This window comes from Pseudoalteromonas luteoviolacea NCIMB 1942, from assembly GCF_001625595.1.
In the GTDB taxonomy this organism is placed as follows: Bacteria; Pseudomonadota; Gammaproteobacteria; order Enterobacterales; family Alteromonadaceae; genus Pseudoalteromonas; species Pseudoalteromonas luteoviolacea_A.
Map to the genome: position 1 here is coordinate 93,998 of NZ_AUXT01000162.1, position 16,902 is coordinate 110,899.

18 protein-coding genes are annotated in these 16,902 nt (G+C 44.2%); 2 read left to right on the plus strand and 16 right to left on the minus strand.

Features of this window, described 5'->3' with window-relative positions; all coding sequences use genetic code 11:
* The first annotated feature begins 38 nt into the window (after positions 1–38).
* Positions 39–1,355, plus strand: coding sequence for a trypsin-like serine protease (locus N482_RS12475; protein ID WP_063377342.1), 1,317 nt, complete (start codon positions 39–41; stop codon positions 1,353–1,355).
* 54 nt (positions 1,356–1,409) lie between these two features.
* On the opposite strand, the gene N482_RS12480 is transcribed toward N482_RS12475, so the two are convergent.
* The 5 genes from N482_RS12480 to N482_RS12500 form a co-directional block, all read right to left on the minus strand.
* Positions 1,410–3,029, minus strand: a complete 1,620-nt coding sequence (locus N482_RS12480; RefSeq protein ID WP_063377343.1) for a glycosyl hydrolase family 18 protein — start codon at positions 3,027–3,029, stop codon at positions 1,410–1,412.
* A gap of 436 nt (positions 3,030–3,465) precedes the next feature.
* Positions 3,466–3,936 (minus strand): hypothetical protein, encoded by a 471-nt coding sequence (locus N482_RS12485; protein ID WP_155730583.1) that lies wholly within the window; start codon positions 3,934–3,936, stop codon positions 3,466–3,468.
* A 197-nt stretch (positions 3,937–4,133) separates the two neighbouring features.
* On the minus strand, positions 4,134–4,445 hold the full coding sequence (locus N482_RS12490) for a hypothetical protein (RefSeq protein WP_063377345.1): 312 nt from the start codon (positions 4,443–4,445) through the stop codon (positions 4,134–4,136).
* A gap of 215 nt (positions 4,446–4,660) precedes the next feature.
* On the minus strand, positions 4,661–5,461 hold the full coding sequence (locus N482_RS12495) for a substrate-binding periplasmic protein (RefSeq protein ID WP_081227931.1): 801 nt from the start codon (positions 5,459–5,461) through the stop codon (positions 4,661–4,663).
* Between the two features lie 87 nt (positions 5,462–5,548).
* Positions 5,549–6,481: a class I SAM-dependent methyltransferase gene (locus tag N482_RS12500; protein ID WP_063377364.1), complete on the minus strand. Its 933-nt coding sequence runs from the start codon at positions 6,479–6,481 to the stop codon at positions 5,549–5,551.
* Between the two features lie 209 nt (positions 6,482–6,690).
* Between N482_RS12500 and N482_RS12505 the strand changes: the two genes are divergently transcribed.
* Positions 6,691–7,344 carry an XRE family transcriptional regulator gene (locus N482_RS12505; RefSeq protein WP_063377346.1) on the plus strand — a complete coding sequence of 218 codons (654 nt, stop codon included), beginning with the start codon at positions 6,691–6,693 and terminating at the stop codon, positions 7,342–7,344.
* A gap of 53 nt (positions 7,345–7,397) precedes the next feature.
* On the opposite strand, the gene N482_RS12510 is transcribed toward N482_RS12505, so the two are convergent.
* The 11 genes from N482_RS12510 to N482_RS12560 form a co-directional block, all read right to left on the minus strand.
* Complete coding sequence (locus N482_RS12510; RefSeq protein ID WP_231100858.1) at positions 7,398–7,934, minus strand: GNAT family N-acetyltransferase; 537 nt, start codon at positions 7,932–7,934, stop codon at positions 7,398–7,400.
* 144 nt (positions 7,935–8,078) lie between these two features.
* A complete protein-coding gene (locus N482_RS12515) occupies positions 8,079–9,320 on the minus strand; it encodes a DUF6765 family protein (RefSeq protein ID WP_063377348.1) in 1,242 nt (413 codons plus the stop codon).
* A gap of 80 nt (positions 9,321–9,400) precedes the next feature.
* Complete coding sequence (locus N482_RS12520; protein ID WP_063377349.1) at positions 9,401–10,111, minus strand: hypothetical protein; 711 nt, start codon at positions 10,109–10,111, stop codon at positions 9,401–9,403.
* A gap of 23 nt (positions 10,112–10,134) precedes the next feature.
* A complete protein-coding gene (locus N482_RS12525) occupies positions 10,135–11,505 on the minus strand; it encodes a hypothetical protein (protein WP_063377350.1) in 1,371 nt (456 codons plus the stop codon).
* A gap of 129 nt (positions 11,506–11,634) precedes the next feature.
* Positions 11,635–11,949, minus strand: a complete 315-nt coding sequence (locus N482_RS12530; RefSeq protein ID WP_063377351.1) for a hypothetical protein — start codon at positions 11,947–11,949, stop codon at positions 11,635–11,637.
* A gap of 13 nt (positions 11,950–11,962) precedes the next feature.
* Entirely contained in the window at positions 11,963–12,415 is a 453-nt protein-coding gene (locus tag N482_RS12535) for a hypothetical protein (protein ID WP_155730584.1), read from the minus strand.
* The gene (locus tag N482_RS12540) at positions 12,402–13,385 is read right to left on the minus strand and encodes a hypothetical protein (protein WP_063377353.1); all 984 of its coding nucleotides are present in this window, start codon (positions 13,383–13,385) and stop codon (positions 12,402–12,404) included. The genes N482_RS12535 and N482_RS12540 overlap by 14 nt, the downstream gene beginning before the upstream one ends.
* A gap of 105 nt (positions 13,386–13,490) precedes the next feature.
* Positions 13,491–14,594 carry a hypothetical protein gene (locus tag N482_RS12545; protein ID WP_063377354.1) on the minus strand — a complete coding sequence of 368 codons (1,104 nt, stop codon included), beginning with the start codon at positions 14,592–14,594 and terminating at the stop codon, positions 13,491–13,493.
* 27 nt (positions 14,595–14,621) lie between these two features.
* Positions 14,622–15,446, minus strand: a complete 825-nt coding sequence (locus tag N482_RS12550; RefSeq protein WP_063377355.1) for a lamin tail domain-containing protein — start codon at positions 15,444–15,446, stop codon at positions 14,622–14,624.
* Between the two features lie 9 nt (positions 15,447–15,455).
* Positions 15,456–16,088, minus strand: coding sequence for a glycoside hydrolase family 19 protein (locus N482_RS12555; protein ID WP_063377356.1), 633 nt, complete (start codon positions 16,086–16,088; stop codon positions 15,456–15,458).
* Between the two features lie 221 nt (positions 16,089–16,309).
* A complete protein-coding gene (locus N482_RS12560) occupies positions 16,310–16,648 on the minus strand; it encodes a hypothetical protein (RefSeq protein WP_063377357.1) in 339 nt (112 codons plus the stop codon).
* Positions 16,649–16,902 lie beyond the last annotated feature (254 nt).

The following is a 16,902-nucleotide window of genomic DNA, read 5'->3' on the forward strand; positions in this document are numbered from 1 at the left end:
CTTTAGGTTTTCTAACAAGTGAATATAAAAGGTACAACATGAAAGGAACTACACACTCTCTAAAAGGCGCCATACGACACACATTGCTGGCCACAAGTATTGCGGCCAGTGCATCCGTTATGGCAATTGGAGACTTAGACACTGCAATTGTCGGTGGTAACCCAGCCAATACTGCGGACTGGCCATTCTATACACAAATTTTGAGTGCTAATGGCACCACGGCTTTTTGTGGCGGTAGCTACATTGGTGATGGCTATGTCTTAACGGCTGCACACTGTGTCCGCAACAAATCGGCACAGTCGTTAAACGTTAAAGTCGCTGGGTTTATCCTAGCGGGTAATGACGGTGACCGAATTAGCGTTGAGCAGGTTCACTCCCACCCACAATATAACAACCAAACATTACACAATGACGTTGCAGTTTTAAAACTATCTAGGCTTCCTAACGTTGGCTCAAGCGTCACGTTAGCCCAGTCTTCAATCGATTATTACGCGCGTGAAGGTGACATGCTTTCGGTTGCAGGCTTGGGCCGATTACAAGAAGGTGGCATACGTCCAACTAACCTGTATGAAGTAGATGTACCACTGGTTTCTGATGCTGTATGTCGTCAATCAGGAGGCCATTATAGTAATGTCGGCGCTAGCGAGTTTTGTGCAGGTTACCCACAGGGACAGAAAGATTCTTGTAGTGGTGACAGTGGTGGCCCTATCGTGATCCAATCTGGCGGGCAAACAGTGCAGCTTGGTGTAGTAAGCTGGGGGGTTGGCTGTGCAAGGCCTGATAAATATGGCGTATATGCTGACGTAGCGGCTCTAGACCAATGGATCGCATCAGTAAAAGACGGTTCTGTACCTGTAAGTGTTGGCTATCAAGAGCAGCAAACTTTAGCGGACTTCGTAATCGGCGATAGAGTGAAACATACCTTTACGGTCACCAATACTGGCAGTCCAACATTTACGTTTAATCAACTTAACTTAGCCACTGTAGGTGTTGCAGAGGGACTCGTCACAACAGCAGATACTTGCTCTGCAAGTACATTGACACAGAACAAGAGCTGTAAAGTAAGCGTTGAGTTTAGTGCAGCGACAATCGGCCTTGCTCAGGTGAGTATGACCTTCAAAGTAGATGGCAGTAACACCACTTATGTAGCGCGCGTATTTGCTACCGCTACCGATGGTTCTAACGTTTGTACAGGTACGTGGAAAAAAGATGCTGACTACACGCGCTCAGATCACGTGACATACCGCGGAACAGAGTATGAAGCGAAGTATTGGACACGTGGTGACGTGCCTAGTGAGTCAGGATTATATGGCCCTTGGAAAGTTATTGGTGCAGATCCAACTTGTACAAAATAGCTTTCTAATCTAATCAAAATGGCCGCTTACTTCTGCGGCCATTTTACGTTTCTCTTAAAACTTACAAATCAGCTGCCAACTTTGGTCACTACCCGGCACTGAGCGCGTCCACCAATTTGCTTCATAAACAGCTTGTTGATAGCGAATACGCTGACCACCCGATGCATGGTCACCATTGGGCCACACAGGATGTGCCACATACTGGCTCGGATCGACTTGTATATCGACGCATTTCGTTGGCTCATTTGGACCACCACTCCCATCACATTGATAGCTCGGTGTCAGGCCTTGTGCCACTTCCCATTTTGCAGTCAATAGAGATGCAGGTCCCGGTGTATCATGAGACAACTCCCAATTCATTATGCCGCCTGCGGTATCCAGTGCCAATTGCGTTTTAGCACGAATGGTCGGGATCCCATTGTAATAAGATGTACCATCCGTATCGCGGCACGCATTTGCTGCATCTTGTGCGATCAAGGTGCGGTATGCTTGCCAAGTAGGACGCGAATAAAATGGCACGCCCAGCACTGTTTTTCCTTTGCTCAACCCTCTACCTTGCCAATATGCTATTGAGTCTAAAGCATATTGATAGTTTGCATGATCGCCGTTATTAGCGTCATATGCCATGAGATTTAAGAAATCTACGTCACTGAAAACGGACTCTAAAACCCCGCCCCCTGTGTAGCCAAGTGCAACTACAGCCGCAGTTAAGAATTTGCCTTTTGCTTTTAGCTCAACACTGAGCTCATTCATCAGCACAGCATAGTTATTCGCAGAACTCCCAGGATCAGGATACTCCCAATCCATGTCGACACCATCTAGTTGATACTGTTCGACAAATGCCATCAGGTTACGAATAAATGTCGCCCGCCCTTGGGCTGAACTCGCAAACGTTTCAAAGGCACTATCGTCACCGCCATTCCAGCCCCCTACGGCAATACCCACTTTTACCCCTGCCGCCTGAGCAGCACTCACCAGCTGCTGCATTTTGGCCAAGTTCTCAAGTGGCTGTAATGAACCATCCGCATTGGGTAATAAAAACGAGTAATTGATATGTGTCAGCTTATCAAACTGGATATCTGCTACTTGTCCTTGCCAGCTAGGAAAATAACCAACGATTTTAAATCCACTTGGCGGCACAATAATGTCATCAACGACAACTGAAATACTTCGTGTGCCAGTGCTGGCACGTCCACCAATGTCATCTACTACTTCAGCTTCGACGATATGCTCACCCAACCCCGTTGCTGTCCATGTTGTTTCATATGGCGCGACGGTATCCGTCGCAATCACTGCCCCGTCAACTTTAAATTCAACATACTGAATTGAGATATTACTCGGATGCGAAGCCGTGGCACTAAATACCACAGGTGATGAGAGAATGTGGCGACTTTGCGCCAATGGTGTATTTAAGCCAATAATTGGCAAAGGCGTCCCAGTCGGATCACACCGCCCTTCATTGCGCCATACATTGCCGGGACTTGAGTACTGCGCAGGGACTTGATTTTGCGTCCACCATTTGGCTGTATACTTAAACGCGTCATGCTTAATTTCCATGCCACCGGTGTAAACCTGATTTGATTGCCAATCAGTGAGTTGAGCGCAGTCCACCGCCATTACCGAAGCACTTACCGCGCTCAGCGCAGCGAGTACTGCTAAATATGTTTTTTTCATACCTTTATTCCATGTTGTTAGCCAGCAATTAAAGGCAGGCTTTGGCTGGCTGTTATTCAATTGTAAACCTGCCTTAGACCAGACTAACAAACTGTATAAAAATCACTCAACCAAATATCAGCCATTTAACATGAAAGATTATAAAGTTAGGCCTCTTCTCAAGACGTTTAGATATCTTGAGTTATAGACAAGGCCATCATAGTTAACAAATGACGAGTTCCCTCAAGCTACTCCTTTTACAAGCCCAATCTTTTCATAGGGCATCTTCTAATACTCAGATAACAGTTCTGATAAAATGAGTTAAAATAGTGAGACGGTTTTTAATTAATCAGTAAATGTTAGGCATATTTTGCTCTGCATTTAATCCTAATCAAATTAGCCTGAGGAAGTTGTGTACCCAATCCACTCCCACCCTTTAAAGGTAAAAATTTTCAAGCTAACTCCTATTATTTCGTGCCACGTGTGTATTACCGTCGGCCAGTTTGATTCGAGTATCGCCCACCACTAATTCAGTTTCTTGCTTCATCAGCTCTGCCAATTGACTATTCATGTATTTGGCCAGTGCCACAAAGTCTTGAGTGGCCTCTGCACCTTTATCAAATTGACGTATTTTCTCTACCATTTCTTGTTGAAAGCGTCGCTCTTCAAAGGCCAATTTAAGCTCCTTTTCAATTTCAAGTTGGCGCCTTCTTTCTGAGCGCTCACGCTCCCGAACTAAGTAAGATTCATCTGGCTCCTGTATCAATGAAGCCTCTTTTATTACCATTATTAGCGCCATTACTACGGGGGCTATCATGCCTACAACGGGTGTAAACGCTTCAACATTTAAGTAGTAACCAGATAAACAGGTGATCAGTACTAAAATGACCGTCGTAGGCATTGCCCACTTACCCACGAGTACCGTCACAATATCTTGCAGTTGGCGCTCAACTTCATAATTGATTGGCGGTGAAGTTCGCTCTGATTTGTAAGATGGATAACGCTCAATCAGCGACTCGCTATGTGATTTTGATGATTGAGTTTACTGCGTATCACTATGTTCTGAAATCTCTGTGGAAGACTTGTCTTGCTCTGACATAGCGACTCCTCAGTGCTAAGTATGACTCAGATCCGATACTTTTCTGACAGCTTTAATCCAAAATTCGCCAGCACCATCAGCCCAATTAACCAGCGATACCAAACTGGTAAATGCTCTAACAAGTTGAACGCCGTGATGATAAATTCCGAAGACAGAGGAATAAATAACAGTACACATGGTAGAATTAGAATGACATACAACCAGTCAATCGTTTGGTTAGATGGGGTGCCCTCTAGCTGTCGGATCCGAGCATTCACTTTGGCATTGCGCACACGCTTGTGATTGTGCAGTGACTCCAAAGCAAAATCATAAAAGAGTTGTAAAAATCGGTTTCGCATATCTAAACGCTCCTTGAAATACACTTACTTGCTAGGCGAACGAAGACAGCTTTAGTGCAATGTAAATACACGACGTCACACGCGCCTAACGTAGGTTCTTCTACAATTTTAAATGCAAATAAATGTCTGAGACTCGGGGCATATTATGAGCGACTCGGTGTCCCCTCATAAGATACACTGCGCTACGGTATATTTGTTAGTAAGCAGCCTTGTTATTACTGTGCTTTTGTTTGCTGTCGATAACGCTCTACCATCGCCTGAATACGCGGCTGTAAAGCCTCAATTTCATTGTTAATACGCTGGCGTTGTAACTTGTTAAACTTTTCTTTTCTCAATAAAAAGTGTACTTCATTATCGTGAATTGGATAGGACCACCTATAAATGGGCGTGTCACTCCATTTGCGACTTAAATAATTGCCGATAATTTCATCTTCGACAATAAAATCAACACGCTGCTTGTTGAGCAATTCAATGCGCCTTTGAATGCTTGAAATACCAATAAACTGGCCAGTGAAACGCTCATTGCGGGCAAGTGCTTTTACCTCTTCACCATAATAAGATCCAATACTGAGACCCACTGTTACCCCAGTACTAAGCAAAGACATCAAGGATAATACCGGCTGAGATTGCTGTTTCAGAGCGAATAGCCGCATGCGCTCTTTTCTATATGGAATTGAATAGTGGCCCCATTGTTTGCGCTTGAAGGTGTAACTGACCATAAGTACGACATCTACAACACCTTTCGTAAGCTGCGCAAAACTACGTGCCGCTGAGGGTAGCCGGATAAACTCTATACACATATTGGCGCGCTCAAATACCAATCTAGCTATATCAATATCGAGCCCTTCTGCGACACCAGCTTCGTTTACACTGGTTAAAGGTGGCCAACCAGCGACTACGCCCACTTTGGCATGTAAACTACATGGCGGTAAGGCTGGCTTTTGCACTGACTGCAAAGCCAGTGCTTGCCCACAATTCCCAAGTAGAATCAAGCAAGTAAAATAAAGTATGCGCACTGGTGCCTACATTTAGATTAAACCGTTATTTAAGTGTAGCCGTTAAATCATTTCTCACTAGTACATATACAAATGCGAGATTTGTTATCAGGCTTGATTTTCAAACACTAAACATTTCAATCCCCCCTGAGGGTCACTATCTCTAAACTCAGGTGGATTTTCCAAACGCTCAACAAACGCGACTGATGGTGACTCGCGGTGCATTTCATCAATCAAAAACTGACTTTGTAAAGCCGGGTCATTTACACACGCTAGTACTTTAGCGTCTTGGCTTAATAATTCGGGTAAACGGCGCAAAATACGCTGATAATCTTTTGTCAGTGCAAAGCTGCCCTTTTGAAACGTAGGAGGGTCGATGATCACCAAATCATACGGACCCATTTTCCGAAGTTTGCCCCACGATTTAAATAAGTCATGCCCCAAAAAAGAAATTGCTTCCAAACTATGTTGGTTTAGCTGGTGATTTCGACGTCCTTGCTTAAGTGCGGCTTTCGCCATATCTAGATTGACCACTTGCTTTGCACCACCAGCTATGGCTGCAACGGAAAACCCGCAAGTATATGCAAAGAGATTGAGCACTTTCTTATTTTCGCTGTGCGCTTTGACCCAAGTACGACCATTACGCATATCTAAAAACAGCCCACTATTTTGCTTGGCACCTAAAGAAAGCTCAAATTGCAGACCATTTTCGTTGACCACAGGATGAGTTTCGAGCGTGCCATACAGCACCTCCACTTGATGATCTACACGATACCTATGCTGAATAAACACGCATTGGACGGCCCGATTACCAATATGAGTTTGCATAAAATCTTGCATACAAGCACGCAATGCTTCTAGCCAACATTCATCTTGCTCTTTGAATACTGTGCACATAATTTGGCCTGATAGCCAATCTATTGTTAAATGCTCCAGTGACGGGTAACAGCGACCACGACCGTGGAAGAGGCGCTTAATCTCACATGGAAGCGCACTCAACTGAGAGAAAACCTGATGCACAGGTGAAAAGTCAAATTGCATAACCAACATCGTTTTATTTTTGAATTGACGCAATTGTACTTAACTCAGTACGAAAGCCAATTAGAAATGGTTTTACGATTTAAAACTATTTTTGACGTCCAACCCAATATCAGGTCAATTTCTCGCCACTTGTACGACTTTTGCTGTACACCAGACGTTGGTATGCGTAATCTTGCGCCTTTGTCATTTTAAAGCTGAGAACAAAGTTTATGAGTACCGCATTTTCCCGTCGCTTTATTACCCTAGTCGAGCAGTTTGCTGGGGGTAACAAACGCCAATTCGCCGAATTAACGGGTAAATCCCCTTCTCATATCTATCGTATTTGTCAGGGCTTTGGCCGACCTTCTATGGCATACCTAGAGCACTTATATAGTTTGTTTGCTATTGATTTAAACTGGCTGTTAACAGGTGTGCAAGCCGCTGAATCACATCGCCAGCACAGTCAAGGAGATCTATTAGTAGTGCCCAAGTTAGATATTGAGGCCAGTGCAGGCTTTGGTGCTATCAATGGCGGTGAAGAGATCACTGAACAATTTGCGCTCAATAAACGTTGGCTGCAATCTCAACTAGGCGTTCACAGTGAGCGTTTGGCGTTTGTTTCTGTACGCGGTGATAGTATGCTGCCAACCTTGCAACATGGCGATATGGTACTGGTCGATATGAGCCAACAGCAACCCTCTAAATCGGGAGTTTATATCATCCAAACGCAAGATGGTCTAATGGCGAAACGTTTGCAGCAGAAGCCTGATCATATCGCCGTCATCAGCGATAATAGCGATTATCCAAGCTGGCAAATCACTTCAGACAATGCGCAGCAGCACGGCGTTGCTGGTCGTATTGTCTGGTGCGGCCGTAGCTTATAAAAGCCTTGCTGAGATCACCAATTCAACTATTGCTGATATAAAGAATAGCATGACTAGGCCAGTTTGAGCTGATAACGCACAATGTTGTCAGCTTTTTCAAAACAAGGTTTAAATCCCATGCGCTCAAGTAAGCGTTGTGAAGCTTGGTTAAAGGTATAAACATGTGCTAGCACATGTTTAACCCCAGTGCTTTTTAAGCGCACTAATATTGAATTCAGGGCCCAACTCATCACGCCCAAGCCGCGAAAAGGTTCAGCAAGCCAATAGCTCAATTGAGCCATGTCACAGACATGAATGCTAGTCAGGCGACTAAATGCCACACTGCCAACTAATCCATGCACCTCATGCCGAATTGCAAAGCGCTGTTGCTGACTACCAGCGGCCATAATAAAGCGCTCGGCTTGTGACACGTCTTCAAATATTTCAATCCCTAAACTACGACACGTTTGCGGCGACATCCGATTGCATAACATTGCCGCATCCTTCACTTTTAATGTGCCAAGTGAAAGTGGCCACAACCCTGGTAAACTCCGCGGCTTTACGAAGCGTCTTTTCGCGCTTCTTGCAAATTGTTGCAGTGGCGACATCATTACAGCCACAAATCTACCAAAGCCCGAAAACTAGGGCTAAGTGCGTACAAGGTTAACAGAATTAGCCAAACAATCATGATTACATCTAAAAGTCGCATTCTCTTCTCCAATCCATCGTCTCGACAGCACGACGTTGACTGACATCTAACGCCACATATCCAAATTGCCAAGCGTTTGACGAGTATTAAAGGCGCTAAGCTCATGGTGGCAAAACTGCCTTGCGAGCCAGTCACAGTGATATTCAGCTGCTTTATTGAATAGAAACCACGCGGAGCGTTTAAATCCAGCCAAATCATCTATTAACTTAAGGTGACTAACTTTACCCGCAATTAATGCTTGCTCGTAAAGGTGATCCTGTCGTAATGCAACCCCATACAAGCATGTGATATGTTGATCAGGTAGGTACTGTGCAACCAGTCGCGCCCAGTCATCCCCGTAGCAATGGCGGTGTCCACTATCTTGATAGCTGTACAACAGGCATTCAACCTGCCTGATAGCCTTTGCCACCTCAGTTGGCAGATTGCCCTCAAGCCAGTTACCGATATGCTTAAGCGGTACCTTGTTTAACCAACTCTGCAACGCATAACAGGTTGCCCGAAAAGCCTTGATTTGCGCTTTAATTGGATCTGCTTCCCCAAGCCATGTGTTTTGATAAACATACAATCGACAGCCAAATAAAGGTAAAGACAAGCGCTTAATGTGGGCATCATAGTGGCGTTTATAAATCACATCATTGAGCATTTTTCTAGCAAATGCGCTATCTGCTATACAATTCAGCTTAACCGGGTTATCTGAGCGCGCTTGGCTCACATGACCTTGCATCAGTCCCTGTTGCTCAGACTCACCGGCAACTGGCGATAATTCACCCATTCCGACTACTTGACGGTCTATTTCAGGATTCCCCGATGCATAGCTAAACGCTTTATTGTGTAAACGCTTACTAAAATGACGCTTGAACTCTCCCCCATGTTGCCAGTCAATATCCGTGAGCGGATTGTAGTAGCACCTTGTAACATTGCTGCCTTGGCATACAACCGTGGGCTTATGGTACTTCATCAATTGAGTTGTACACCCCAACTCATATGCTACAGGCATTTTCATGTGTGGCTTTCGCTCAACTTTTACATCACTCTCATTCACATCGTCGAAAGCAGGTAATAATTGAAACGCTAAGTTGCAGTAGTGCTCACCAAGCTCGCTCTTCGTATCAGCGGTTGCAATAGGCGTAAAACGATAATCTTTATAGTATAAAGCATGGGGAATATTGCCTGTCGTTTGGCGCGTAGCGCAATGCGTGTAATAAGCGAGTTCTTGTGCACGCTGCGCTTTCATCCCCACGGTCAATGCAGCCAAATAAGTGCCATAGTAGTGAAAAAGCGGATCCATGAAGGTACTCCTTTTACCTGAAACCTACCCCTTTCGATCTAGCTGTTGCAAGACCGAAAAGGGCATTGAATACCAACACATTACTGATTAGCTTGATGTGTCAGCGCCGGTGTGTGGTTACCTTCATTGTGTAACGTTTCTACAAATCGATTAAGTATTTGATCTGCGGCTTCCCTATCGATAGGTGGCTCACCAATATAGTTGTCTATATCATCACGGATATGACCCTCATTCATGTTGTCCTTTGCTCGCTGCGTCACAATCGCATTAATTGCCTGACAAAATGCAGAAGCTTCTGTTTTACAGTAAATTCTGTGCTGTTGAGCAATTTGTTGACCTTGCTCATAACGAGGCGCGCTATAGGCCACAGTATGAGGCTGCACTTTGGGATCTCCTCCCACCAAGGAATCGCAAGAGAAAAGCACAAAATCGCTTGAACGGTGGATGTCCATAATGTCATTACACATTGGCAAATCCCCCTCAATACCTAAGTTGTAATCACAAAAGAGAATATCAATACCTTTCAATAAACTGGACACCATTGTATTAAAGCCCTGTTGCACAGCCGTAGGGACTGAGTCGCAGCAGGGTAACATAGCAAATTCTCTTGAGTGCACGGTAAATGCGTCTTTCCATTTTGCCAAAAGCTCAGGCGTATCCTTACCATCTTTGTCTTTATACGCAATTTTATAGCCATTATCGAACTTTTCCTCGACATCCAATTGATCCGAAATTAGCGCGATTTTACGCCCATCACTTGCAATGCCTGAACGAAATACGAGGTTGGTCATACCATTCTGCTCCGTAGTTGTGGTTATGTTGATGCATCTATCCTATGGAGAATATCGCCGGAATAATTGGGGGAATCAGGTAAAGACTGCTGTAAAAACATGAACTCCAGTAATGGCATAGTTAAATAGGGCTGCCACCGGCTTTTCATTCGTACATATTGTGTGGCTAAGTGAGTGCCGGCACCACTCGGTATCGCGAATAGCGTCACCTCGACAGGCTTACGCCAATCAATTGAGCTTACAATATGCGAAACTCCGGACCAAGGTGCAGACATCACCAAGCTTGATAGTCGCGCACATAATATAGGGTTTGTCATTTGCCTGATCAGCACCCAGTACGACGTAGAATATTGTGCCGATAGAGTATCTATAAATGCCTCAGGTCTCCCTTCAAATTGAAAGTGGTTTATGACCTCCATGACTGGTAGCACACATTCGGCGAGCTGTGCCTCGTTAATTAAGCTTTCACCCCCATGACAAATACACCCGAACAAAAACTGCTCTGTCGATATTGTACTGACACTGGTACCGTATTGGCCTTTAAGTAATCGCAATAGGTGCTCAAGCGGCTGTCGGGAAGCCCATCTCGCCAACGTTTTTGGTGAATGCCATAAGGTTGCCCAAGTGTTCAGCTTGAGTGATTGCTTTTGCAACTGCCTGTCTAGCGCGACTATAAAACCACGTTGATCAACGGATTTATCAGCATGCCCACCAAATCTTACGAGTAAATTAGCAGCATGTGGAGATTTCACCCCTTGGCGATGTGTACACGGCTTGGGATAAGCAGCACTGGGATTTTCCCAAAATAGCAATTCCCCATCACCACAGTGCGCTTCATTATCCGTTTTTTTGGGTAGCGGGTAGTCATCAGATTTAGCAGAAGCAGCCTCATACTGGGGCTGTGCCGCAGAGATAGACGTATCAATATCAGCTTCTGTACTGTGATGGGGCTCAGGTTCAGATACCACTTGCGTATCTGTGGACGCAGGAACGGCAACTTCTTGAGGTAACCCAGTTAACATCATGGGCACTTGCTGAAGGTAAAAAATATAAGGGTTTTTTCCTGGCTCAAACTCCGCGACTGGAGAGTCTGCGTCTGCAACGTTTAGGGCTTCCGCTGAAGCGTCTTTGTGACGCATTGTGGGCTGACTTTCTTCGTTAACATCGATAGTTTGTGACTCACAGTCAAAGATCGCAAACTTGTCACTTTTCGCTGATGGTGTATCAGCGGGGGACGATAACTGCTCATCAGCTATTTCGTCTAGATGTGTCCCTTTAAGCGGTTGCGAAACTAGCTGGTTAGTTTGAGGTTTTGCACCGACATGAAAATAATAATTATATGGTTTTAATATCCTGACGCGCCGCCAACGAATACGTCTTTTCGCTCTGCTCATGACTATTCTCCACGATTAAATAGGATGAGCATAAACGCCTTTCAGCAGCACTAATCGGTTAATTAAACGATAGTTTAGGGGAGAAAAAAGAAGGTGCGTCCTTACACCTTCTTGACAACAAGTTCGCGTTTATAACGCTCCTTTTAAGGTGCTTACAAGACCATCCACAACGCCATTCACGGCCTTTTGTATCGCAGCCGTTGCAGCAATTTCGAGCGTAATCAATTGCGCTTCAATCACTTTTTGTTCGCGTGCCAGCTCCTGTTTAAGCTCAGCTTCGTCAATTTCTCCACTCAAAAAGGCTGAGCTTAACTCTGCTATGCTTTGTTGTTTCTCGGCAAATGCTTTACCCAATTCCCCTGCAAACGCGCTCCCTACTTCTCCCAACTCGCCCATCACTTGGCCGCTAACATCTTGCAATGTTTTTGCAATATCAAATTCCATCAATCATCTCCTACTATGCTTTGCTTTCTTCACCTCGGATCATTGCTAACATCACCCGCTGATACTCAGAGCGACGACGTTTAATAATGAAATCCGAAATGCTGTCTTTGGTTTTGTGTGCCAACTTACCCTGCTGCCATAACTCCAGCAAAATTTCTACTTGCTTCACGGTCAACTCATTGAGCTCTCGCACTTTTTGCCTTTGTAATAAGGCGTTAATTTCAACTTCAATATTGGTATAGCCGCTGGTGTAATGTGAAAACTTACGTTTAGTAGGCGTGACATTGGACATATGCAGATAGAAGCCATCTATCTTCTTCATTAGACTCAACATCTGATTTTGCGACGCGCGGTCATATTCTGACACTAAGTGCAATGAACAACCCAACTGGGTGCTTAAAATCAACAGCGCCGCAAGTCTTACTCCAACTTTTATCCATGCTTTCACCATCTCACTTTTCCTCATGTGCACTCATGACTTCTTTCAAATAATCAGCAAGCATTTGTTGAATTTTGGACACGGGCATATTTGGCTCTAAGGCCAACTTACTCTGAATAGCGACGATCCCCTGGCTCCAAATGGTAATTTGATCTAATTCTTGCTTTCGAAATTGATTCTCAAGATTCTGCTTTAATACTTGAGGGTCTTCTGGAATATTTGGCGAAATAAACGACTGAACAGTCTCTACAATACGGTCGAGGATTTTATACACTAAGTTCGCCGAAAAACCGCCAACGAGTGCCATCGTGATCCTAAGTGCAGCATGGCTTACAGGCGCCCCGCCAGTTTCACTGCTTGCGGCACTGGCTACAGCATCTAAGTTAACGGGGATCAATTGAGTTAAAATAATCCCAGCGATTAAACCCACTACAAAACGCACCCAATAAGAGCTTTCATATTTCGGGTCGTAGACACCTGCTGTCACATAACTATTGGCTTTAAACAAGGCTGCGAATGAAGCCCCTATGGCCGCAGACGCCAGCAGAATAGCCTGAACATACAATAGCCGTGTGCCTTCCATATCGAACATACTCGCCACCATATTTTCATTATTGATATAGCTCGACAAACTTAACGCTATGAGCGCAACCAATGACATAATGGCAACGACCATCATCTTTCTGATTAACGGTACACGACCAAGAAATAACAATAAACTCCCTTTTTTAGTCTCCACAGACATCAGCCAAATAGTCTCTGGCTTGGCTGGGGAAACCAGTTCAGTCAGTCGGTTATGTACTTGAGTCAACGCCTTTATTTCCAGCTGATCACAACCATGACCTGACATAGCATCGAGCTTCACCATAATCGACTCAGGCACCTTGATCCCTTTATGAAATGAAAACTCCGCCATGGCTTTACACTGGGCTAAAATGGCTGAAAATTCGTGATCTCCCCTAAGCGGGTTATCAACGGTTCCCTGCTCCGCTTCCATATTTATCTCCTGTAGAATTGATATACCTAAGTTACTCAATCAAACACAAAGATAATTGGCTTTTTTTATTAATTTTACCGTCAAATAGCGCACTTTAGATATCAGTTAGTCTATTTTATTGCGATCTACTGGTGCTTGATTCTTTACATTATTGGCCAAAGCATTACGCAGTTTGTCAATGGCCTGATCCATAATCGCAAACAGCACATCGACGTTGTAGCCCATTAAGAATGCCATAGCCATCGGTGACAACGACGCTAACCCAGATAGCTCTTGAGGATTTAAAAACCACCCAATAATCATACCGCCAAGTGCACCTAGCGTTAGCCGCAAACGATAACGGATTTCACTGTCTGAGGTAAATGTAATGGCCTTAATCTCTTTTAAGAGATCCCTTAAAACAAAAATAAATGCACCAAGTAACCCGTATAATAACGGCAAAATATAACCTTGCAGCACTTCCAAAACTGATTGAGCAAATAGCATGTTTTCAAACAATTGAAGGCGGGCCTTAAGCCGCGTCTCTGCTAAATGTAAGTTGTCCAAATCCGTCGCATTGGCTTGCTCTCTCTCAAGACGGCGCAACTCTACATCTAACTTTTCTTTGCTGTAAGGCGGAATATCACTTTTAAACGTGAGCCCGAACAACCACACTCTATTCCAAACCTTAAGCAAATTGTAATTAGCATCTAGCCGCTGACCAACCTCTTCGTAGCTTTGCTGTATTAGGTCATACTCCGCGCTGTCGGGTGTGGCTTTAGACGCCTTCAACTGCCACTCATTACGGGTCTCGTACAGTGCGTTTAAGTCATGTGCTAACGCGTGACCAAATAGGTAGTAAACCTGCGCAAACAACAAACACAGTAGCGCAACCAAGGTATAACGCCGATACCATGCGACTGCCCGCTCAGCTTGGCTTGGCTTGTCGCATTCCGCACGCGAAATAGCTTGAATACTTTCCATCGAAACAGGAGACACCGCCTTTGCTAGCTGGTCATAGCTATGTAAAACATCCGCTTCATCCTGTGGGCTCCATTGCTTTTTTTGCAGCTTATATTTGGCATTGATCATCACCTCCGCCAATTCTGGGGCGAGGCTGACTTGACCATTTTTGGCCATATAGGATATCAGCTGCTGCCCCTCTTGAATGACTTGTGCAATGTCAGCCGATACCTCAATTGAGTTGGATTGTTTTTTATTTATCATCATCGTATTGGGGGGGGACCCCCCTTCTTTTCACCATTGATATTCACTAATACAGGCGTTTTGATTGTCGTACAGTGACGCTTTTCCTCCATCGTTGGACCAAAGCGCTCTTTGACTCTCAAAATTATGCCCGCCAGTGCTCGGGTGATACTGATTGGTATAAACGCGCACGACACCTTGCGGTTTGATAAAAGAACCATTTGGAAATTCGAATTGTTGTCCTTTATTGCCCCGGATCTGCCAAAGTGATATATCAATCACCGAGTGACTCAAATTGGCAACCTCTACAAATTCGTCTCCCTCTTTCTTGACCTCTAAACCATCAAAGTTTACAAGACTCACCTCGAGATGCTCACGCGCTGCGTCACCATATAGCCAAGTGCTTACCAACGCACCATTACAATCATGTAATGCCCCTTTATCCCCTTTGTTGTTCCATATTGGGCGCTTACTATCAAAGCTCAATGTACTACCCAGATAGGTTTCAATTCGCAGCGTTTCATGTGGATAAATTAACGTGTCCTTGGCAAAAACAAAGGTTTGATACTCATCGCCTGCTGTAATTTTCCAGCCACTCAAATCGATAATGGCCGGTCCAAGGTTTTTAATCTCGATGTATTCATCTTGATAATTAAGCGCACTGATCTGTACTTGGTGTGGGGCCAATAGTTCAAAGCACGTGTGCCACCAAACATTCATTACCGATAAGTCGTTAGGGGCTTTACCACTTTGCAGCCAGCTGTTTGCCGTGTCAGAAATCATTTTCTCAATACGAGGCCAACACACGTCTGCACCTTTTAGCGCATTAAAGTGACTACTTAACTCCACAAGCGACATTTTACTAATTGCATCCATATTGGTTCCTTATGCGATCTCTAAAAATTGTTTTGCTCGATTTAACAGTGCCGTGCGATCTTCAAGGCCATTTGTTCCGCCATTGATGCGCTTGGTGATTTTCAATAAGTCATCTTGATCCGCAAGTGAATTCAAGTTGCAACTTTGCCAGTAGTGGCAAGCGCTTTGAATGGCAATTGTGGCATCATCACTGACTAAATCGGGATTGCTCGTTAAATCTAAACCAAGCGCTTCCCCACAACGGGTATAATTGTCTTTGCCAGTCAACTGAATGAGACCACGACCGCGATAACGCCAACCATCGCCAGATGCCTCATCACCATTACCCATGCGATCAGCGTAAACTCGGTTAGCTATTTTTTCTGGCTGACGAGCATACTCGCTCGCTACATCATCATTTGGGAAATACTTGCCAAATACCGCCCTCAACGCCTTTTGGCTGTAGTTTAAATTCTCGCGATTGTAATTTAAATACCCACTTTCATGGGCAATTTGGGCCACGAAATGCGCAATACGCAACGGGGTATTTATTTCAAATGTTGGCAGTACTTCATTCAAAGCCGTTACATATTTTTCTATGTTTGCTGTTTTTGCTTGCGGCATTATTTCAGCCAACAATTCTAGAGTCAGTGATTTAGCCATGATTTTCTCTCCTAGTATGAATAAGTCCTATCATGACAAACCCACAAACCAGCAACTGAGTTGAAAGTAGGTTTAATACGGGGGAAAACACTAAACATGCTTTATTTTATGCTTAGATTATTTGTTGTATGTGGGGGTTAAAGTGAATGCTCGCCAGTGCTGAGCAAAGCTGATAATATCCAAGAAGTGTTTCACTAACGCGAAGTATATTACCTCATAAACTACATCGGAGTCTCGATATATACGTGCCTCAGATCTTCTGATCCTGTTGCTAGTGTGCACTTATCCAAGCCTCTTATGCCCACTGTTTTACCACTCATTTGTGCGGCCATCAAAATAGAAAGTATATTTTTCCCTTCTGGAGTAGTGCCATCGAATGTATATTTCCAGCTACTATCTTTGGCACACGATTCAGAGTGAGGCGTGCCATTTAGCATTACTTGACAAACGGGGGAAACAGTTTCTACATGACACACAACCTGTTTAATCGTGCCTCGATACTCACTGGCTAAGCCGGTAAACGAAATTGTAAAAAGTGCAGCAATAAGTAAACGTTTCATAGCCCAGAACCATTTAAATTTTAAAAATGCAATAATACATGATAAAGAAGAAAAAACTGCCAGACAAAGTTAATAAGTGCAAAACAGGTATTCTAGGACGGGAACACAGAAAGCAGAATCAAAAGCAGAGTCTCATGTATAACTTTTACGCTATTTAGGTCGGGTCATAGGCATAAAAAAAGCCGCTCATTGAGCGGCTTTTTAATATTCGTATTATCGAATTAGTTAACTTGTAACTATTACTCGATGATTGA